This window comes from Aquabacterium commune, from assembly GCF_004362855.1.
GTDB classification, from domain to species: Bacteria; Pseudomonadota; Gammaproteobacteria; order Burkholderiales; family Burkholderiaceae_C; genus Aquabacterium; species Aquabacterium commune.
Genome location: NZ_SNXW01000019.1, coordinates 1 through 19,455 on the forward strand (window position 1 = coordinate 1; position 19,455 = coordinate 19,455).

General features: G+C 67.4%; 17 protein-coding genes and 3 tRNA genes. 2 read left to right on the forward strand and 18 right to left on the reverse strand.

What is annotated here, in order from left to right:
* The 14 genes from EV672_RS17885 to EV672_RS17950 form a co-directional block, all read right to left on the reverse strand.
* Positions 1-530, reverse strand: a 530-nt coding sequence (locus EV672_RS17885; RefSeq protein WP_133611320.1) for a GTP-binding protein, incomplete at its 3' end; no start/stop codon positions are given.
* A gap of 63 nt (positions 531-593) precedes the next feature.
* Positions 594-668, reverse strand: a tRNA-Thr gene (locus tag EV672_RS17890).
* 115 nt (positions 669-783) lie between these two features.
* Positions 784-857 (reverse strand) — tRNA-Gly (locus tag EV672_RS17895).
* A gap of 105 nt (positions 858-962) precedes the next feature.
* Positions 963-1,048, reverse strand: a tRNA-Tyr gene (locus EV672_RS17900).
* Between the two features lie 87 nt (positions 1,049-1,135).
* A complete protein-coding gene (locus EV672_RS17905; protein WP_133611321.1) occupies positions 1,136-2,557 on the reverse strand; it encodes a lipid II flippase MurJ in 1,422 nt (473 codons plus the stop codon).
* Positions 2,558-2,572: 15 nt separating this feature from the next.
* The gene (locus EV672_RS17910; RefSeq protein WP_133611322.1) at positions 2,573-3,397 is read right to left on the reverse strand and encodes an acyltransferase; all 825 of its coding nucleotides are present in this window, start codon (positions 3,395-3,397) and stop codon (positions 2,573-2,575) included.
* Positions 3,394-4,797: an O-antigen ligase family protein gene (locus tag EV672_RS17915; RefSeq protein ID WP_208110808.1), complete on the reverse strand. Its 1,404-nt coding sequence runs from the start codon at positions 4,795-4,797 to the stop codon at positions 3,394-3,396. The genes EV672_RS17910 and EV672_RS17915 overlap by 4 nt, the downstream gene beginning before the upstream one ends.
* Entirely contained in the window at positions 4,794-5,903 is a 1,110-nt protein-coding gene (locus tag EV672_RS17920; protein WP_133611323.1) for a glycosyltransferase family 4 protein, read from the reverse strand. The genes EV672_RS17915 and EV672_RS17920 overlap by 4 nt, the downstream gene beginning before the upstream one ends.
* Entirely contained in the window at positions 5,900-7,138 is a 1,239-nt protein-coding gene (locus tag EV672_RS17925; RefSeq protein ID WP_133611324.1) for a glycosyltransferase family 4 protein, read from the reverse strand. Before EV672_RS17925 ends, EV672_RS17920 begins: the two co-directional genes overlap by 4 nt.
* Positions 7,139-7,149: 11 nt before the next feature.
* The gene (locus tag EV672_RS17930) at positions 7,150-8,577 is read right to left on the reverse strand and encodes a cellulase family glycosylhydrolase (protein ID WP_166643634.1); all 1,428 of its coding nucleotides are present in this window, start codon (positions 8,575-8,577) and stop codon (positions 7,150-7,152) included.
* Complete coding sequence (locus EV672_RS17935; RefSeq protein WP_133611326.1) at positions 8,574-9,845, reverse strand: glycosyltransferase; 1,272 nt, start codon at positions 9,843-9,845, stop codon at positions 8,574-8,576. The genes EV672_RS17930 and EV672_RS17935 overlap by 4 nt, the downstream gene beginning before the upstream one ends.
* Positions 9,846-9,854: 9 nt before the next feature.
* Positions 9,855-11,831, reverse strand: a complete 1,977-nt coding sequence (locus tag EV672_RS17940) for a GumC family protein (protein ID WP_133611327.1) — start codon at positions 11,829-11,831, stop codon at positions 9,855-9,857.
* A 24-nt stretch (positions 11,832-11,855) separates the two neighbouring features.
* Positions 11,856-12,632, reverse strand: coding sequence for a polysaccharide biosynthesis/export family protein (locus tag EV672_RS17945; protein ID WP_133611328.1), 777 nt, complete (start codon positions 12,630-12,632; stop codon positions 11,856-11,858).
* A 123-nt stretch (positions 12,633-12,755) separates the two neighbouring features.
* Positions 12,756-13,700: a glycosyltransferase family 2 protein gene (locus tag EV672_RS17950; RefSeq protein ID WP_133611329.1), complete on the reverse strand. Its 945-nt coding sequence runs from the start codon at positions 13,698-13,700 to the stop codon at positions 12,756-12,758.
* Positions 13,701-14,051: 351 nt separating this feature from the next.
* On the opposite strand from EV672_RS17950, the gene EV672_RS17955 reads away from it, so the two are divergent.
* Positions 14,052-14,711, forward strand: coding sequence for a hypothetical protein (locus tag EV672_RS17955; protein WP_133611330.1), 660 nt, complete (start codon positions 14,052-14,054; stop codon positions 14,709-14,711).
* Between the two features lie 3 nt (positions 14,712-14,714).
* Here EV672_RS17955 and EV672_RS17960 read toward each other — a convergent pair whose 3' ends face one another.
* Genes EV672_RS17960 through EV672_RS17975 form a run of 4 tightly spaced genes read right to left on the reverse strand, consistent with a single transcriptional unit; the run spans position 14,715 to position 18,011 of the window.
* Positions 14,715-15,506 (reverse strand): uracil-DNA glycosylase, encoded by a 792-nt coding sequence (locus EV672_RS17960; RefSeq protein ID WP_133611331.1) that lies wholly within the window; start codon positions 15,504-15,506, stop codon positions 14,715-14,717.
* A gap of 56 nt (positions 15,507-15,562) precedes the next feature.
* The gene (trpC, locus tag EV672_RS17965) at positions 15,563-16,363 is read right to left on the reverse strand and encodes an indole-3-glycerol phosphate synthase TrpC (RefSeq protein ID WP_133611332.1); all 801 of its coding nucleotides are present in this window, start codon (positions 16,361-16,363) and stop codon (positions 15,563-15,565) included.
* A 9-nt stretch (positions 16,364-16,372) separates the two neighbouring features.
* Entirely contained in the window at positions 16,373-17,416 is a 1,044-nt protein-coding gene (gene trpD / locus EV672_RS17970; protein WP_133611333.1) for an anthranilate phosphoribosyltransferase, read from the reverse strand.
* Between the two features lie 10 nt (positions 17,417-17,426).
* Positions 17,427-18,011 (reverse strand): aminodeoxychorismate/anthranilate synthase component II, encoded by a 585-nt coding sequence (locus tag EV672_RS17975; RefSeq protein ID WP_133611334.1) that lies wholly within the window; start codon positions 18,009-18,011, stop codon positions 17,427-17,429.
* Positions 18,012-18,525: 514 nt separating this feature from the next.
* Here EV672_RS17975 and EV672_RS17980 point away from each other — a divergent pair.
* On the forward strand, positions 18,526-19,419 hold the full coding sequence (locus EV672_RS17980; RefSeq protein ID WP_133611335.1) for an ATP-binding protein: 894 nt from the start codon (positions 18,526-18,528) through the stop codon (positions 19,417-19,419).
* Positions 19,420-19,455: the final 36 nt, after the last annotated feature.

Below are 19,455 nucleotides of genomic sequence, written 5' to 3' on the forward strand. Positions count from 1 at the left end.
AGCTTGGCCGAACCCTTGATGATCGGGGTGTCGTCGCCGGGGAAGTCGTACTTGGACAGCAGCTCGCGCACTTCCATTTCGACCAGCTCCAGCAGTTCGGCGTCGTCCACCATGTCGGCCTTGTTCAGGAAGACGATGATGTAAGGCACGCCCACCTGGCGGCTCAGCAGGATGTGTTCACGCGTCTGGGGCATCGGGCCGTCAGCGGCCGAGCACACCAGGATCGCGCCGTCCATCTGGGCGGCGCCGGTGATCATGTTCTTGACGTAGTCGGCGTGGCCGGGGCAGTCCACGTGAGCGTAGTGGCGGTTGGCCGTTTCGTACTCGACGTGGGCGGTGTTGATGGTGATGCCGCGGGCCTTTTCTTCGGGCGCTGCGTCGATCTGGTCGTAGGCCTTGGCTTCGCCGCCAAACTTCTTCGACAGAACGGTCGCGATGGCTGCCGTCAGGGTGGTCTTGCCGTGGTCAACGTGGCCAATCGTGCCGACGTTCACGTGCGGCTTGGTCCGTTCAAACTTGCCTTTTGCCATGTCTATCGCTCCTAGCGATGCAGAAGTGAGCCAAAAAAGAAACTGAAAGCGCGGGAAAGGGTGTGGTGCCCATGGGCAGGATCGAACTGCCGACCTCCCCCTTACCAAGGGGGTGCTCTACCACTGAGCCACATGGGCATCAACACGGGCCTGGATTCGGAAAAACCCAAACCCGTGTTGACATCTGACACAACCTCCGCATTCAGCGAAGACCGCGATGGTATCACGTCACATATGACAGAACCTTGACCTGTGGAGCGGGAGACGGGAATCGAACCCGCGTCATTAGCTTGGAAGGCTAAGGTTCTACCATTGAACTACTCCCGCCCGGGAGTCATTCAGCATCGCCGACTGGTCGCTGAGGCACCCATGAGGGTGTGCACTTTGCGCTTCGTCTGCATCCCGTCAAAAACAAATTTGAACGGGTTTGCCTGGTGGAGGAGACTGGATTCGAACCAGTGTAGGCGTAAGCCAACAGATTTACAGTCTGCCCCCTTTAGCCACTCGGGCACCCCTCCAAGGCAAGCCCTAGACTTTATCACAGCTTTGCAAGCTTTCGCAAACTGTTGTTTGCAATCACGTGGCAAAGCCTTCAACGCGAGCATTCAGCGCAAACGCCACGGTCGCAGCCACACGGCCAGCATCAGCATGCTGATCGCCCCCACCGCAGCGGCCTCGCCCAGCAACCACACAGGCTGGGCCGACAGGCTCGGGCGCAACACCAGCCACGACATGGCCAGCGCCAACGCACCGACGCCGGCCTGTGCGCCCAGCCGCATCGAGGCCAGGGCGTGTTGCAGGGCTGGCACTTGCAGCAGTTGCCAGCCCGTGAGCAAGGTGCCCAGCATCAAGGCCCAGACGATGCCCAGAGGGCCGCACCACCAGGCCAGCACCGGCAGGCTCAGGGCCTGGAGCAGGCTGCCGCGCAGCTCGGCCAGCATGGGGCCTCGGGTGTCGCCCTCGGCGTAGTGGTAGCGGGCCAGCAAGGTGTTCCAGCCCGCCAGCACGAGGATGGCGGCATAGCCGGCCAGCAAGGTCACCAAGGCTTCGGTGCCATGGACCTTGGGGAAGAGCAGGGTGATGAGGGCGGGTGCGCTGAGCATCAGGCCGAGGGCGGCGGGCAGGCTCACCAGGGTGACCGCGGCCAGGCCGCCACGCAACAGGGCCAGGCGCTCGCCCTGGCGGCGGCTCATGAGGCTGAGCAGGACCTGGTTGAGGCTTTGCAGGGCGATCAGCGGCAGGTTCATCAGCTTGCGTGCGAGGTTGACCCCGGTGACCACGCCCTCGCCGAGGTAGGAGGCCACCACACGCTCCAGCAGGGTGATGCCCTGGCCCGCCACGGCGCTGCCCAGCAGGGGGCCGAGCTGCAGGCCCCAGGCGCGCAAGGCCTGGAAGCTGTCGCTCAGGCGGTGCCAGCGCAGGCCCACGCGCCAGGCCGATGGCAACAGCAGCAGCGCCGAGGCCACGCTGCCCGCCACGAAGGCCCAGGACAGGGCTTGCGGCTCGGCGGCATCGCGCTGCCAGGCGAGGTAAGCCAGGGCTGGCAGGTTGTAGGCCAGGGAAGCGGCGCCCGCGAGCAGGAAGTGCCCACCCGCGTGGCGCGGCACGGCCCACCAGGCCTGCAGCACGATGCCGGGCAGGCACCAGGCCAGGATGGCCAGGCTGTGCTGGGTGACGTCCTGGTGCGCAGGCGCCAGGCCCGGCGCCATCAGGTGCACCCACCACGGCGCGCCGATGGCGAACACCAGCGACATCAGCACACTGACGCAGCACAAGGCGGTGTTGATCTGGCCGAACCAGGCGCGCTGCTGGGCCGCATCCCGGCCTTGCCACAGGGCCAGCGCCGACGATGTGAACACGCCCGCGGCCAGCATGGCGCGCACCGCCTCGGGAAGGAACATGGCGATGACGTAGGCGTCGGTGCGCGCGCTGGCACCCCAGCTGGCCACGAGCAGCCATTCGCGCGCAAAACCGGCCACGAGGCCGCCCAGCGTGACCAGGGTGAGGAGCGATGCAGCGCCGAGCATGGACAGCCCAGCGCCTCAGTGCAGCAAGGTGAACAGGCCCTTGCCGCCCACCTTGTAGTTCAGGCCGCGCACGCGCTGGCCCAGCACCTTGGCGCCCTGGCCACCGACGATGGTGTAGGCCTCGACCGGCTTGGACACCACGGTGTTGGCCGCCACCACCGCGCCTTCGCCGATGTGGGCGCCGGGCAGCAAGATGACGCGGGTGGTGATCCAGGCGTAGTCCTCGATGGCGATGGGTGCGCCGAAGGCCCAGAACTCGGGGGCGTTGAGGTCATGGCCACCGGCGATGACGATGCTGTGCGAGGCGATGGTGACGTGGTTGCCGATGCGCAGGCCGGCGCGCGCATCGAGCTGGCAGTGCCAGCCCACGCAGGAGTCTTCGCCGATCTGCAAACCATCGACGCCGATGACCTCGGTGTTGCGCCAGACGGTCGAGCCCTTGCCGATCTTGGCGCCGCCCATGCGCAACCACGCCAGGCGCACGTTGTGGCTGGGGATCTTGTTGATGAGCATGTTGTAAACCTGCTCCCAGGCGCGGCGCCAGCGGTCCACCAGCGTGGGCCAGTTGATGCCGTACAGCGGCACGAAGCCGACCGGGATCTCGTCGCGCAGCAAGGCATAGAAGCGGCGCGCCAGCGGGTGCTCGATGCGTGGCTCGATGTTGACGTAGGCGATGTAGCTGTTGGTCACGCCGCCACGGCCCACCTCTTCGAAGGCGACGTTGTGGGCGCACATCCAGTCAAAGGCGGTGGTGAGTTCGGGCAGGGACACGCCGAGCTTGGGCGCGTAGTCGGCCAGGCGGTCGCGCAGGTTGACGCTGTGGAGGATGCGGTGTTTCATGGGGTGGGTCGCGGAGGCGCTGGTGGCGGCGGCAAGGGCCTGGACTGCTGAAGGCTGATGGCCATCGTGAGCCAGAACAAGGCCAGCAACACTTGGGTGAAGCTGAAGTAATGATCGATGAAGCCGGTGAGCAGGGCTGCCAGCATGGCGCCCACGCTGCCCACGCGCAGGGCATTGTCGGTGTTCATGCGGGCGAGGTCGCCCAGCTGACGCACTTCGCGCCACCAGGCCACCGTGACGGCGATGAACAGCAGCATGGCCGGCGCGCCCAGCTTGTACATGTAGTTGAGCCAGAGATTGGAGATGCCGAACAGGTCGGTGCCGGGCGGCGGTGGGTCCACCTTGAAGCCCAGGCCCAGTGGGTAGCGCTCGACGGCGCGGTGGAAGTTGCGGTACTCGTCGAAACGCACGCTGGTGCTGGCGTCTTTCGAGCCTTGGAACAGCGAAAACAGGCGCTCTTGCGCCGGCGGATAAGCAATCAGCATCACGGCCGCCAGCACGCCGCCGATGAGCAAGGTGCGGCCCGCGCCGGGTGCGCGTCGCCAGGCCAGCCAGACCACCAACGCAGCCATGCACAGCAGGGCGCCGCGCGAACCACTGAACACGATGCCGGCTGCGCCTGCCAGGGTCACGGCCATGCCGAGCGCGCGCCGCCAGCCCGTTTGCGTGATGCCGTAGAAAAACGCCAAGGGCACGCCCAGCAGGAGCGCACCGCCGGTGGAGTTGGGGTGCACCCAGGGCGAGGCCATGCGGGTGTAGTTGGCCGAGAAGATGTCCTGGATGGCCTCGGGGTGGGCGTACTTGAGGCTGGCCAGCACCGGGATCATGACGCGGGCGTCGGGCGTGCGCAGGAAGTAGAACAGGGACAGCGCCAGCATGGCCGCGAAGCCGACGATGAGGCAATCCATCATCTGACGGCGTTGCTCAGGACGGGGCGTGAGCAAGGGCACCAGGAAGAGCGTGGACAGGTTGAGCAACCAGCGCACCCAGTTGACCGGGCCGTTGCCCTCGACCCCGTGCACCGTCAACTGGCCGACCACCAGCGGCACCAGCGACCACAGGATCAACCAGCCCATGGCGCGCTCGGTGGGGCCGCGCTGCAGCTGCGGCAAGCGCCCCATCAACCACTGCCAGGCCACACCGGCCCAGGTCAGCGCCAGCAGGGCCTCCGACACCGTCATGCGGATGCCGAGCGTGACCGTCGTCCAGGGGATGAAGGGGGCCACGACGCAAAACGCCAGCAGGCCTCGCAAAGGCTTGGCCAACACACTGACCAGCACCAGCACGGCGACCAGGCCCAGCACGAGCACGGGCAGGCCGCCGATCATGAACAGGGCGCCGAACAGCAGCCCTGCCAGCAGCGGCATCCAGCGCAGCGCGGACGAGGCCACCGCGCTCACGACAACTCCTGGAGCAAGGCGTCCACCCGCTGAGCGTGGGCGGCCAGGTCGAAGCGGCGCGCCCATGCCTGCAGGCGATCGGGCGCATCGGCAGGGCCGCGGCGCTGCTGGGCCAGGTCGTGCATCAGGGCCACCAGGGCGTCGGTGTCGCGGGGGTCGAAACGGGGCGCGCCCGGGGGCGTGACCTCGTCCAGCGCCGAGCCTCGGGCCGAGGCCACGGGCGTGCCGCAGGCCGCTGCTTCCACCACCGGCAGGCCGAAGCCTTCGGCCAACGAGGGGTGCCACAGGCGCTCGGCCTGGCGGTACCAGCTGGCGAGTTGGGCGTCCTGGATGCCGTGCACGAAGCGCACGCCCTCAGGGGCACCGGGCACATCGTCGGGGTGGCCGATCAGCACCAGCTCGGGGATGAGGTCGGGCCAGCGGCGACGGGCCAGCGCCCAGGCCGTCACGAACCAGGGCACGTTCTTGCGCGGCTCGCGCACGCCCACCACCAGCCAGTAGCGCGGCGGCGCAAAAACCTCGTGCTGCATGCAGCGCCAGGCCTCGCAGGGCACGGCATTGGGCAGGACGCGGAGGCGGCTGGCGGCCTGCGGGAAGAGGTCGAGCACCGACTGTGCTGTGTGGTCGGACGGCACCCAGATGGCATCGGCCAGACCCACGGCATGGCCGATGCTCAAACGGTCAATGAAACGGTAAGCCTTTTCGCGCCAGAACGAGCCGTGCCGGTTGCGCTGCGTGAGCTGGAAGACATCGTGCAGGTGCAGCACCCAGCGGGTGCGTTCGCGCTGCCGCGACGTCAAGCCGATGGGCAGGCCCATGTTGACCGTGGCCACGTACGCATCGATGCCGTGAACGGTGATCGCTTCGGGCAGGAAGTGCCGCTCGAAACGCCAGCGCTCGGATGGCCGGTGCAGGCCCTCGACCGGGCTGGCGAACACAGGGCAGACGGCCTTGCCGCGGTGCGGGTGGTCGGCCGGCGCGGCGGTGAAGGGCAGGACCTGGGTGTCGGCGCGCTGGCGCACGCACTCGTGCAGGGCCAGGGTCTGGCGGGCCACGCCCGATTGCGGCGCGGCCGTGACGGCGCGGAAGTCCAGCCCCACCTTCATGGGCGCTCTCCGCGGGCGGTGCGGCGCACGGCGGCATGGGCCGCTTCCAGCTGGGTGGCCGCGGCAGACCAATCGAAACGCGCCGTCACGTGCTGGCGGGCCGCCTGCCCCAAAGCCTGGGCGTGATCGGGCTGGGCCAGCAGCTCGGCCGTGGCCTGCGCCATGGCATCGGCGGTGTCGGCCACCCGGGCTTGCACGCCGTCTTGCACGTCCAGGCCAGACAGGCCCTCGCGCGTGCTGACCACCGGCAAGCCCGCCGCCAAGGCTTCGAGCACCTTGAGCTTGGAGCCGCCGCCGCTGCGCAGCGGTGCCATGAACACGGCCGATTGCGATTGCACCTCGGGCAGGCTGGGCACATAGCCGCGCCAGTCGATGCGCGGATCGGGCCAGCGCTGGCGCCAGGCATCGGGCATCGCGTGGCCACAGACCACGAAGCGTGCCTCGGGGCGCAGGGCCCACAGGCGTGGCCAGACCTCGTCGAGCGCCCACTCGACGGCATCGATGTTGGGCGCGTACTCGTAGTTGCCGACGAACAGCACACGCTGGCCGGCGGCATCGGGCTGGACGTCGGCGAAGCCCCGGGTGTCCACGCCGTTGCTGACGACGCAGGTCGGGCGTCCGCCAATGGCGGCGAGCTTGCGCGCATCGGCGTCGGTCACGGCCACGACGACATCGGCCATCGACATGGCCTGGCGCTCCCAACGGCGGGCGCGCCATTGGTCGTACCAGACCACCGGCCTGGCGAGCGCCGGCCACTGGCCGTAGGTGGCCGCACCGAGCTCGGACTCGACGTTGTGCTCGACCAGCAAAAACGGCTGGCGATGGCGCTGCAGCGCCGCGAGGAAGGGCTGCAGGCCGTAGCTGTGCTCGATCTGGACGACGTCCCAGTGACGGCTTTGCAGCAAGGCCTCGAAACGCGCGCTGAGCGCTGGCGCAAAGCCATTGACGCTGGTCAGCAGGGGCAGGCGCGAGCAGGCCGCGTGCCACAGCGTGAGCGGGTGCTTGAGCGGCCTGCGCGGCAGCACGATGAGCTCATCGACCAGCGGCTTGAGGGCCGCGTGCACCGCGGCATCGGCCGGGGTTTTGGACTGCACCAGCAGGGTGATGCGGTGGCCGCGCTCGGCCATGCAGCGCAGCAGGTGGTACTGGCGCGCCTTGCCACCGCTGGTGATGGGCCAGGGCAGGTAGGGCATCGTCCAGAGGATGCGCTGCGGCGGCAGGGTGTCGTGGGGCATGTCTGCGCCTCTCACCAGACCAGGATCTGCAACTCGGTGCCCACGTCCAGGCGCAGGGGCTGACCGGCCTCGGCGCGCACCTCGCGCTGCGTGCCCGCCACCGGCTGGTGCCACACCGCCTTGCCCTGACCCAGGCTCAGGCCCGGCAGGCTCACGGTCATGGGGGCATGGGCCCAGGCCATCCACAGGCGCTGGCCGTCGGCGCGTTGCCAGGCGATGCTGACCAGGCCTTCGGGCAGCTCGCCTGCGGCACTGCCTGCCCGGCCGTTGCTGCCGGCCACGCGCACCGGCGCACCAGGCGCCAGGCGCGGCCCGCACACGGCCAGGAAGCGCTGCAGCGCGTGGTACACGGGCTTCGGGCTGCCGTCTTCGCGCAGCAGGCCGTAGCGGCGGTCGCGCACACCGGCGCGGGCGTCGAGGTCGGCCAGGGTGAACAGGAAGATGCGGTCGAAGTCCTGCGTGGCCATCAGCGCCAGGCGCTTGAGCGTGTGCCCGGCCTGGCCGGCCTCGCCGACGATGGGCTGCTCTTCTTTGGGGCCGTCGTAGCTCGACCAGCCCCACTCGGTGGCCCAGATCTGCTGCACCCCGTAGGCACGCAAGCCCTGGTTGACGAAGGGCGTGTGGGTGAGGAAGTCGCGGGCGCCATCTTGCGCACCTTCCGGCTCGGCCGTGTAGGGGTGGTAGCAAGCGATGAGCTTGAGCTTGTAGGCGCCCAGCTTGCCCATGGCGTCGAGCATCAGCCCGCCGCGACCGGCCATCTCGCTGTGGTAGGCCATGCCGGCCATGGCGATGGGCTTGTTCGGCACGGCCTTGCGCAAAGCCGCCACCGCGGGCTGCAGCAGGCGGGCATAGCCTTCGGGGTCGATGCGGGGCTGCCAGAACGCCGGGATGTTGGGCTCGTTCCAGACCTGCCAGACATCGACCATGGGGTAGCGCTGCGCCAATGCCACCATGCGCTGCGCATAGACCTGCGGGTCGGACGGCGGGTACTTGTCGGCATAGGGCGCACCGGCCGGCGCCGAACTGGCAAAGCGCGGCGAACCCACCACATAGACGATGCTGCGCAGGCCGGCCTGTCGGACCAGCGCCATCATGCGGTCGGTGCCTTCAAGCTTGTGCTGGCCGGGCTCGGGCTCCAGCAGCATCCAGTGCAAGGCCAGGCGCACCCAGCTCAGGCCGAGCGCCTGCAGGTGCTTGACCTGCTGCTGCGCGATCTCGGGCGAGAACCACTGCAGCTGCGCGTTGACACCGAGGAAATCGGCCCACACCACCGGCTTCATCGGCACCGGGGCCAGGGCCTTGGGGGTGCGGTTCAGCAGCGACCAGGCGCGGGCCTGCGGCAGTCCGCCAGCGGCCAAACCAGCGGCGCTCGCCACGCCCACCATCCCCGCCGCCCGGCGCAGCGCGCGGCGACGGTTGACGGGCGCCAGCGGGCTCACAGGGACTCCTTGCGCGCCCAACCCGAATCGCCACCCACCTGCGCCCGTGCGCCTCGCACCTGGTCGGCACGCGCCATCACGCGCTGGAAGTGCCCCAGGAAGCGCTGGCCTGTGGTCGGCCAGGCCCGTGCCTGGGCCAGCACGCTGGCTTGCCGGGCCCATTGCAGCAGCAACTCGGGCTGCTCGACGACCTCGCGCAAGCGCATGGCCAACGCCGGCACATCGCCCTGGCGGTAGGCGGCGCCATTGCCGTGGCTGATCTCTTCGGCGAAGGCGCGGGCGTCCGAGGTGATGGCACCGCGACCGCAAGCAATCGCCCAGGCCAGGGCCCCGCTGGTGCCGCGCATCTGGCCCAGCAACGCCAGCTTGGCCGACTCGCGGTAGGGCAGCACCATCACGTGGTGGCGCTGGATGAGGTCGGCGATGTCGTGCTCGTCGATGTCCAGCTCCCAGCTCACCTGGCCGGCCAGGCCGCGCTTGGCGGCACGCTCGCGCAATTGGTCGAGGTAGCTGCCCTGGCCGCCAAAGGCGATGTCGGGCGCGGTGCCACCGGCGATCGTCACCTGGATGCGACCGGCGACTTCGGGCGCCTCGTGGCGCAAGCGGCCCACCGCATCGATCAGGTCCTCGATGCCCTTGCCGCTGTAGATGAAGCCGAAGTACAGCACCTTGATGGCGACCTCGCCCAAGGCATCGTGCAGGTCGGGCAGGGGGCGCTGCGGCAAGCTCAACACGCCGTGGGGGATGACGCTGACGCGCCCTGGTGCCAGCTTCATGCGCTTGGCCAGGCGGTCGGCACCGGTTTGCGTCAGGGCCACGACGCCATCGAGCTTGCGGGCCAGGGCGCGCTCGCTCATCAGCGTCACGGGGTCAGACAGCAGCGCCACGGCCTGCTTGGCCGCACGCGGCAACAAGGACGACGCGTTCACCGCGCGCCACAGGCCATTGACGGGCTTCCAGATCAGGCGTTCGGGGTCGTGAACGGTGACCGACAGCGCCGGCCGGTTGGGCAGGGACGCCAGCGCGCACAAGGTCAGGAATTCGGAATGGCGACCACCGCCCAGCTCGGCGTGGACCACGTCGATGCGGCGCCAGTCGCGCTCGGCCACCCAGGCCTTGGCCGTGGCCAGCGATGTGATCGGGCGCTGGCCTTGCAGCGGTGTGAGCACGTCCACGCCCGCCTGGTTGAGGGCCGCGCGGCAGTGCGCCGCGTAATCGGCGATGCCCGTTTGCTCGGGCGGCAGGGGCGACAGCAGGGCCAGGCGCATGCGGGTCCTTCAGCGCTGGAGCCAGCGCAGCACGTGAGGCGGGACCTCGAAGCGGCGGCGGTTGAGGATGACGCCATCGACCTTGCGGAAGGCCGTGCGCAAGACGCCCAAAGCGTTCTCCACCACCGGCACGGTGCTGGTGCGGGCCTCGACCACCAGCACGATGAGGTGGGCCTGGCTCAGGCGCACGAAGGCGTCGCGGTTGCTGTGCAGGCCCGAGGCCTCCAGCAACACGACCTCGCCCGGTGCGGCCACGGCCGGCTGGGCGTTGACGCGCACCGTCAGCCCCTGGGCTTGCAGCAAGGTCTGCAGGCGCTCGATCAGGAAGCTCACCCCTTCGCCACTGCGTGCCGAGCTCAGGCCCAGCACCAGGCCTTCGCGCTGGATGCGCTCCAGCGGCAAGGTGCCGTAGATGCGGTAGAGGCTGGCGTGGAAATCGTTGTCGGGGCCGCTGCCATCGATGTCCTTGACGGCCGACCACAGCGGCACGCCGAAGCGCTCCTCGAAGCGGCCACCGTCGTGGATGCGCTGGTCGAACATGGCGCACAGATAGACCACCGCCAGGCCGACGATGCCCGCCGCCGGCAGCGCCAGGATCAGCAGCAGCAGGCTCTTGGGCGAGCTGCGGCTGGGGTTGAGCGAGGCCTCCTGGATCTGGGCGATGTTGTTGATGCGGTTGTCGTCCAGTGCCTGGTCGATGCGCGCCTTCTCCAGGCTGTCGAGGTAGAGCGCACGGCTCTTCTCGGCCACCGACAGGGCCTGCTCCAGGCGGGCCAGTTCGGGCTCGGTCTCCAGCACCTTGCGGCGCACCGTTTCGAGCTGCGTGGCTTCCTTGTCGAAAGCCGTGTGAAGCGCATCCAGCTCGCGCAGGCGCATGGATTTTTCCAGCTGGTTGCGCGCCATCACGGTGTTGAGCTCGTTGGGCGTGCGGCGCTCGGAGCGCTGCAGCACGCGGTCTTCCGTTTTGAGCTGGGCCTCCAGCGTGGCGATGCTTTCATTGAGCGCCACGATGGTGGGCGCCGTGTCCTTGAAGATGCGCAAGGCATCGGCGCGCTGGCGCTTGAGGTCGGCCAGTTGCGTGCTCAGCGCCTGGAAGGTCGGGCTGTTGCCCAGCTCGCGCTCGGACACCGTCTCCTTGGCCAGCCTGCCCACCTGCTGGTTGGCGTAGCCGATGCCGTTGAGCAAGGCGGTGCGCTCGGCGGCGATTTCAGCGCGGCGCGTGCTGAGGTCGTTGAGGCGCTTGGTCAGGGCGTCCAGGCGCTCCTGGGCGCTGGTGCCGTCGATGCTGACCAGGCGGGTGCGCAGCAGGCTCTTGGCCGACTCGATTTGCTGGTCGGAGTCGCGCACCTTGGCTTCGTAGAACGTCACCAGGGTCTTGCGACCCAGCACCGTCGTGCGCTCGTCGAGGTAAACGCGGATCCAGCTTTTCAGCACCCGCTGCGCCACCACCGGGTCGCCCCAGGTGAAGCTCAACTCCATCACGTTGGAGCCCGGCCCGTGCGTGACGGCAAAGCGCGCCGCCAGCTTCTCGGCGATGGCCTCTTCCTCGCTCTGCACCTCGGCCAGGCCGATGGCGGCGAAGGCCTTGCCCACCGCCCCACCCACCGCCCGGCGCACGCTGGCGAACGCATCCTTGAGCTTGCCGACGACGCCTTCGCGCTGGGGTTCCGCCGACATCTCGGCCAGGTACAGGCGCGCCACCTGCATCAGCACCGGGCGCCCGGTGAGCATCTTCTCTTCGTCGAGGATGGGGTCGCGCGTGGTGCTTTGCGGGTAGATGGCCTGGCGGTCGGCGGCCTCGATGGGCGCGGTCATGTTCTCGCGGCCCGGCTTGACCAGCAGGCGCGCGTCCGAGGTGTACTTCGGTGGCAGCAGGAAAGCGCCCGCCACCGCCAGCACGGCCACGCCGGCAAAGGCCAGCCAGAACTCGCGGCGGAAGATGTAGAACAGGCGGACCAGGTCGCGCAGGGAGCGGATGTCGATCATGGTGTGCGGCAGCGGCCCCGGGGCTCAGTTGACGTTGGCCGTGGCGTTCACGCCCAAGGCGCGCGAGAACGGCAACAACTGGTTGAAGTAGAGGTCCACACCATCGGCCGAAGCCCCCGCGTTGGACTTGGGCACGAAGACGATGTCGCCGCGCTGCAGGGCGATGGCAGAGCGGCCACCCTCTTGCGGCTGCAGCACGTCGGAGAAGTCGATGAAATGCAAGCGGTAGCGGTCCTGGTCGTCCAGGCGCAACAGGGCCAGGCGGGCCGGATCGGCCGCGGGCAGCAAGCCGCCGGCGGCGAACAGGGCCTGCTCCAGGTTGGAGACGGCGTAGAGGTCCACCGTCAGCGGTGTGCGCACGGCCCCGCCGATCACCACCTTGCTGCTCGGCGAGGTCGTGATGTTGACCGTCACGCCCGGCTCGCGGTAGTACACCGACAACTTGGCGCGCAAGGCCTCGGCCAGCTCTTCGGGCGTCTTGCCTGCGGCCTCGATGCGGCCAGCGTAGCGGAAGGCGATGGTGCCATCGGCACGCACCACGTAGTTCAGGGTCTGGCTGTCATCGACGAGGTTGCGCAGGTCCAGGCTGGCCGAATCCTGGGCGTCACGCACGATGCGCAGGGTGTCGCCCGCACGGATGCGCGTGGGCACCTTGGGCAGGGCCGCCAGCTGCGCCGGCGTGACCATGTGGGGTGCGATGTCGAACCCCTGAGGCGCCTGCAGCACGCCCGGCGGCACGCACGCCGTCAAGGCGAGCATGGCAAGGAAGCTGGCCAGCAGGGAGGCAAGGGACTTGTTCATGGCGAGAGCAGGAGGAGGGCCGCAAGGCACGGCCGGACCGGGTGATCTGTCCGGCGCAGTGCCCGCCGATGATACGGGGGGCCCATGTCACACGGCAGGCGATGGCGGAGGCAAGGGCTTGGCTCAGCCCCCGTGTTGCGGCTCGGTCACAGGCGCGCCGGCCACAGAGCCCCCTTGCTGCGCCGCCTGCCAGCGCGCCAGGGCCGCGGCCATGCGGACCCGCGACGGGCGCGACCACCAGGGCACACCGAATTTGGCAAAGAAGCGGGCCATGCTGCGCAGGTGGGTTTTGCCCGCGAAGGACATGATGCCCGCCGCGCTGCTGCGCTGGTGGTCATGGACCAGCGCCACCTGGGGCACGGCCACCACCTGCCAGCCCTCGATCCACATGCGGGCGCACAGGTCCACCTCCTCGAAGTAGAGGAAATAGCCCTCGTCCATGCGACCCACCTGCTCGAAGGCGCTGCGGCGCACCACGAAGCCCGTGCCCATCACCCAATCGGCTTCGAAAAACGGAGTTTTCGAGGGCTGGCGCCATTTGCGCGTCAGCAGGTGCGAGCGCTCCAGGCGGCGCAGCGGACCGAGTTTCCCCAACATGGTGCGACGCGCCAAGATGTCAGGGAGGGAATAAAACCTGCGCGCCGAATATTGCAGGCTGCCATCCGGATTCACGAGTTTGAGCCCGGCCACGCCCATTTTGGGTGAGCCGTGGAACATCTGACGAATCACATCCATGCGGTTGGATTCGAAATAGGTGTCCGGATTCAAAATGAGGACGAGGTCGGTCTTCAAGGCGTCCACGCCGAGATTCACCCCGGCGCCAAAGCCGCCATTGCGCCCCGACAACAGCGTGACCACGCCGGCAGGCAGATCGGCCTGCAAGCGCAGACCGGAGGCATCCGGGGAATCGTTGTCCACCACCACGATGTGCGCCGGTTCGGCAATGCCCTGCGCCAGCAGGGAGGCCACACAGCGCATCGTCAGGTCGTAGGTCTGGTAGTTGACGATCACCACGCCCAGTGTGGTGCAGCGTGCAGTGCCTGGGGCGGTGGTGGTGGTGAGTGCCATGGGGACAGGGTTTCGACGGATCGGGCTCGGGTGCACGGGAGCGCAGGAACGCGCAGTGGGTGGAAAAAGCGTCGCCACCCAAAGGTGGACCGACCGCCCGGCACATGCTCGCGCATGTTTGGCGTCGGGATCAAGTCAAGCAGGTGACCCAACGGCGTCAAATGGATATCGCCGTGTGGATTTTGGCAAATTTCGCCGGCTTGATGCACCCCCGAATGGGTGTGCAATGCGTGATTTCAGGGGGTGCCGAAATCTGTGGCCTGATCCACGAAAAGCACGCCTCGCGCACTGTTTGCACGCGGGTCATGCTGCGGCACAATCTCAGCCATCAGAACATCTCAGGGAATTGCCATGCGCCACATCCGTGCCATGGTCGCGTGCGCCTTGTCGCTGGCCGCGGCCTCCAGTTTTGCCGATGGTTTCGACACCCCCAGCACGCGCAACAGTTGGCGTCCCTTTGTGGGGCTGGGCTTCACGTCGGGTGGGGACACCATGCTGAAAGTCAACCTGGTGCCCCAGGGTGGCGGCGGCACCAGCTACCGAGAAGACGTCAGCTCCGGCGGCGGCATCGACCTGCGCTTCGGCTTCAGCCGCAGGCTCGGCGAGTTGCCCTTGACCGTGCAACTCACCGGGGCGTACCACAACGACCAAGTCAACGGCATCGAAGGCAGCAAGTACCGCTTCCGCCGCATGCCCTTGGAGGCGAGCCTGCTGTGGCATGCCACCGATCGCACGCGCATCGGCTTCGGGGTGCGCAAAGCGACCCACGCCACACTCAAGATCGACAACGGTCGGTTCACCACGCAGCAAGGCACTGAAATCACCGTCTCTGGCAAGGCAGCGCTGAAGGCCAGCACAGGCTTCATCGTCGAGGCTGAGTACGCCTTGACGCCGTCCTGGGGGCTGAAGGGCCGCTATGTGTTCGAGTCCTACCGCTACCGCGACGACCCACAAGGCGAGAAGTTCGAAGCCAACCACCTCGGCGTGATGAGCCTCTGGTACTTCGACTGACGCTCAGTCCAGCGCCCAGTCCAGCGTCGCGCCGCGTTCGGCCCAGAAAGCCCGGGCCTGGCCGAAATGGCCGTTGCCCACGAAAGGCACGGGCCCGCGGGTGGCCGACAGCGGCGAGGGGTGGTTGCTCTGCAGCAGCAACAGGTCGGCCATCGGCGCGCCCGAGGCCTGGCGCGCCTGCTGCATCAAGGCAGCTTTGCGTTGCGCGTGCGCACCCCACAGCATCGCCACTTTGGGCGCGGCATCGGCGGCCACGGCCGTCACCAGCGCGTCGGTCAGCGCCTCCCAGCCCCAGCCCGCGTGGCTGGCGGCCTGGCCGGCCTCCACCGTCAGCACGGTGTTGAGCAGCAGCACGCCGCGCTGAGCCCAGGCCTGCAGGCAACCGTGGGCGGGCAAGGCCAGCCCAGCGCCCAGGCCCACATCGAGATCACGCTGGAGCTCCTTGCGGATGTTGCGCAGGCTGGGCGGGATGGGCACACCCGGCCGCACCGAAAACGCCAGGCCGTGCGCCTGCCCCGGCCCGTGGTAGGGGTCCTGCCCGAGGATGAGCACCCTCACCTCGGCGCGCCGCGTGAAGCGCAGGGCGGCAAAGACATCGCCTGGAAAGATGGCCGCCCCGCTCGCCCGGGCCGCATCGACACGCGCGATGAGCGCCTGGCCCTGGGCCGAGGCACGCCAGGCATCGGTCAGCGGCCGCCAGTCGGCGGGCACGGCGTCAAACAGCGCGTCCAGCGGGCGCGACAAGGCGGGCACCGGCGCCCCGGCACCCCCGAAATCGAACACGTCCTGGCCCATGCCTTGCCCCTCAGAGGCCCAACGCACAGGCAGACAGGCGCGGGCGGGCCCACATGTCAGGCGAACAGCTCGGCCAGCGCCACGCCCGGGTCGGGCCGGCGCATGAAGGCCTCGCCGACCAGGAAGGCGTGGACATCGGCGTCGCGCATGCGCTGCACATCGGCGCGGCCCAGGATGCCCGATTCGGTCACCAGCAGGCGGTCAGGCGGCACGCGCGGCAACAGGCCCAGCGTGGTGTCCAGCGTGACCTCGAAGGTGCGCAGGTTGCGGTTGTTGATGCCGACCAGCGGCGTCTTGAGCTTCAGCGCACGGTCCAGCTCGTCGCCGTCGTGCACTTCGACCAGCACGGCCATGCCGAGCCCGTGCGCCAGGGCTTCGAGGTCGCGCATCTGGGCATCGTCCAGGCAAGCCGCGATCAGCAGGATGCAGTCGGCGCCCATGGCGCGCGCGTCATAGACCTGGAAGGCATCGACCATGAAGTCCTTGCGCAGCACGGGCAGGCTGCAGGCTTCGCGGGCTTGTCGGAGGTAGGCCTCGCAGCCCTGGAAGAAGCGCTCGTCGGTGAGCACGCTCAGGCAGGCGGCGCCGTGTTGCGCGTAGCTGCGCGCGATGTCGGCGGGCACGAAGTGCTCGCGCAGCACGCCCTTGCTGGGGCTGGCCTTCTTGACCTCGGCAATCACCGCGGCCTGACCGGCAGCCACCTTGGCGCGCAGGGCACCGGCGAAATCGCGCACATCGTTCAGATCGCGGTTGCGCTGCTCGGCCTGGGCGCGCACCTCGGCGAGCGAACGGCTTTGCAGCGCCAGGGCGATCTCTTCGTGTTTGACGGCCACGATTTTCTGCAGGATGTCGGACATGTCGGAGCCTCAGGGTTGCGTCGCAGCCAGGCGCTGCGTGGCCTGCACGAACTGTTCGAGCTTCTGCGCGGCCCGGCCACTGGCCAGGGCCTCGCGGGCACGCTCGATGCCATCGGCCAGGCTGTCGGCGACGTCGGCGGCATACAGGGCGGCGCCTGCGTTCATCAGCACGATGTCGCGCGCCGGACCGGGTTCGTTGGCCAGCACGCGCTGCAGGATGGCTTGCGACATCTCGCGGCTCTGCGCCTTGAGCATGGAGCCGTCGTGCTCGGCGATGCCGAACTGGCTCGGGTGGATGCGGTACTCGCGCACCTCGCCGTCTTGCAGCTCGGCCACCAAGGTGTCGCCGGCCAGGGTGATTTCATCGAGGCCATCGCTGCCATGCACCACCAGCACGTGCTGGGACCCCAGGCGCTGCAGCACGCGCGCCATGATGCCGACCAGATCGGGGTGGAAAACGCCCATGAGCTGGTTGGGCGCACCGGCCGGGTTGGTCAGCGGCCCCAGGATGTTGAACAGCGTGCGCACGCCCAGCTCCTTGCGGATGGGCGCGGCGTGCTTCATGGCGCCGTGGTGGTTGGGCGCGAACATGAAGCCGATGCCGGTTTCAGCCAGGGCCTGGGCCACGTGGGCGGGCGGCAGGTTGATGCCCACGCCCAGCGCTTCGAGCACGTCGGCACTGCCCGTGCTGGAGGACACCGAGCGCCCGCCGTGCTTGGCCACGCGCGCGCCCGCTGCGGCCGCCACGAACATGGCCGTGGTGCTGATGTTGAAGGTGTGGGCGCCGTCGCCGCCGGTGCCGCACAGGTCCACGAGGTGGGCCTTGTCGGCCACCTCGACCGGCGTGGCGAATTCGCGCATGACCTGGGCCGCGGCGGTGACCTCGCCCACGGTTTCCTTCTTGACGCGCAATCCGGTGATGAGGCCGGCCATGACCACGGGCGACATCTCGCCGGTCATGATGCGGCGCATCAGGCCCAGCATCTCGTCGTGGAAGATTTCGCGGTGCTCGATGACACGCTGCAGCGCCTGCTGGTCGGTGATCTGGCTCATGGCATGCGCCTCACATCTTCAGGAAGTTGGCCAGCATGGCGTGGCCGTGCTCGGTCAGGATGGACTCGGGGTGGAACTGCACGCCTTCCAGCGGCGCGAAGTTCGCATCGGTCAGCGAGGCGGTGTGGCGCACGCCCATGATTTCGCCATCCTCGGTGGTGGCCGAGATGTGCAGGCAGTCGGGCAGCGAGGCGCGCTCGATGGCCAGCGAGTGGTAGCGGATCACGGTGAACTGCCTGGGCAGGCCGGCGAAAACGCCTTGCTCGTCGGTCGTGATGACGCTGGTCTTGCCGTGCATCTGCTCGGCCGCTCGCACCACCTTGCCACCGAGCGCCGCACCGATGCTCTGGTGGCCCAGGCACACGCCCAGGATGGGCAGCTGACCGGCGAAGCGCTGCAGCGCCGGCACGCACACGCCGGCTTCGGCGGGCGAGCACGGCCCGGGCGACAGCACGAGGCGGTCGGCCTTCAAGGCCGCGATCTCGTCGAGCGTGATTTCGTCGTTGCGCACCACCTTGACCTCTTCGCCCAGTTCACAGAAGTACTGGACGAGGTTGAAGGTGAAGCTGTCGTAGTTGTCGATCATCAGCAGCATATGCGCTCTATCCTATTGATTTCATGAGGGATTTCTTGGCAGCCCTCGTTTTGATACCCGCTTTGATACCCGCTTTTTTGCTCACTGGACAGCCAGTGTCACATGCAGGTGGGGAGTCTGGCGCCCAGCAGGGGCGCAATAGGTCGATCAGGTCGCTGGCTTACGCCAACGCTGACGGTAGAGGGGTGCTGAGGAAGACAAGAACGCACACATAGGTGATCATTTTAGCCAGTACAGCTCAAACTGCCGAAAATTCCTGCCTCTAAAAACGTTCGCCGGGCGGTCAGCGCCATGCGCCGACGTTGGCTACACACTTTTGTACCGAGCCGCATGCTCGCCGGGGACCAAACAACTACGAAGCCTCGCCACTCGCGTACCAAGTAGCTACATGGCCAGACCTATGGATGACATTGCGCCACCCAATGGCCGATATCTCTGGGGGCAATCACGATTCGACGCGCGTGATAGGTGGCCCTCTGAAGCGGTACAGTCACACTAAGTTTAGGGGAGACAGATGGCAAAAGTGCATGTGACTGCGAAACGGGACTTCATCGAGACTTTGGTCGCAGCCAAACCCATTGCGGCGCTTTCCGAGGTCATTTGGAACGGCTTCGATGCCGGGTCCACTGAGGTAGCGGTGTCTGTCGATGTCAACGAAATGGATGGGATTGAAACTGTCCGAGTCCGTGACTTTGGATACGGTATTGACCCCAGTCAGGTTGAATCATTTTTTGGTGGGCTGGGCGAGTCATGGAAAAAGCAAGCCTACAAACAAGCTGGACGAGCTCTGCACGGAAAAAACGGTAAAGGACGCTTCAAGGCATTTGCTCTTGGCGAACGCGTGCAATGGAACACAACGTACAAGGAAAACGGGAAAACTTATTCCTATCGAATAGTTGGACATCTCAACACAATCGAAGATTTCGAAGTTTCAGAACCTGTAGAGGTATCCGACACCGAGCGGGCTGGTACGGAAGTCGCTATTCACAACATAAGACACGAGTTCAGATCCCTTCGCGATGGCACTGCGCTAATGGAGTTGGCGCGAGTCTACGCAGCGTATCTAACTGAATATCCAGACCTGCGCCTCACATTCGATGAAAAAACAGTCGATCCGCGAAGTGCGCAGATTCAGACGACGAATATTCGCCTCGATAAAATAAAGACAGAAGATGGACGATTCGTTCCGGTAACGTTGTCAGTGATTGAATGGAAAGTTCCAACAGAACGAACGCTTCACCTGTGTGACCCCAGCGGGGTCGCCCTTCACGCGCTGTCGGTCGGCCCGCAGGTAAGAGCGCCCGGATTTGAATTCACTGCATATATAAAATCCGAGCTATTTCGAGACTTAGGGAAGGTCTGCAAAACCTTCGCATGCAGCCCTGAATGTGAGACAGTATCAGCATGAAGCAGATGAGCCTGAGCACCACTGGATTTGAACGCA

Coding starts and splice junctions, on each gene's coding strand:
- EV672_RS17905 (WP_133611321.1), bottom strand. CDS start 2,557: ATGCTCGGCGCTGCATCGCTCCTCACCCTGGTCACGCTGGGCGGCCTC.
- EV672_RS17910 (WP_133611322.1), bottom strand. CDS start 3,397: ATGAAACACCGCATCCTCCACAGCGTCAACCTGCGCGACCGCCTGGCC.
- EV672_RS17920 (WP_133611323.1), bottom strand. CDS start 5,903: ATGAAGGTGGGGCTGGACTTCCGCGCCGTCACGGCCGCGCCGCAATCG.
- EV672_RS17925 (WP_133611324.1), bottom strand. CDS start 7,138: ATGCCCCACGACACCCTGCCGCCGCAGCGCATCCTCTGGACGATGCCC.
- EV672_RS17935 (WP_133611326.1), bottom strand. CDS start 9,845: ATGCGCCTGGCCCTGCTGTCGCCCCTGCCGCCCGAGCAAACGGGCATC.
- EV672_RS17940 (WP_133611327.1), bottom strand. CDS start 11,831: ATGATCGACATCCGCTCCCTGCGCGACCTGGTCCGCCTGTTCTACATC.
- EV672_RS17945 (WP_133611328.1), bottom strand. CDS start 12,632: ATGAACAAGTCCCTTGCCTCCCTGCTGGCCAGCTTCCTTGCCATGCTC.
- EV672_RS17950 (WP_133611329.1), bottom strand. CDS start 13,700: ATGGCACTCACCACCACCACCGCCCCAGGCACTGCACGCTGCACCACA.
- EV672_RS17955 (WP_133611330.1), top strand. CDS start 14,052: ATGCGCCACATCCGTGCCATGGTCGCGTGCGCCTTGTCGCTGGCCGCG.
- EV672_RS17960 (WP_133611331.1), bottom strand. CDS start 15,506: ATGGGCCAGGACGTGTTCGATTTCGGGGGTGCCGGGGCGCCGGTGCCC.
- trpC (WP_133611332.1), bottom strand. CDS start 16,363: ATGTCCGACATCCTGCAGAAAATCGTGGCCGTCAAACACGAAGAGATC.
- trpD (WP_133611333.1), bottom strand. CDS start 17,416: ATGAGCCAGATCACCGACCAGCAGGCGCTGCAGCGTGTCATCGAGCAC.
- EV672_RS17975 (WP_133611334.1), bottom strand. CDS start 18,011: ATGCTGCTGATGATCGACAACTACGACAGCTTCACCTTCAACCTCGTC.
- EV672_RS17980 (WP_133611335.1), top strand. CDS start 18,526: ATGGCAAAAGTGCATGTGACTGCGAAACGGGACTTCATCGAGACTTTG.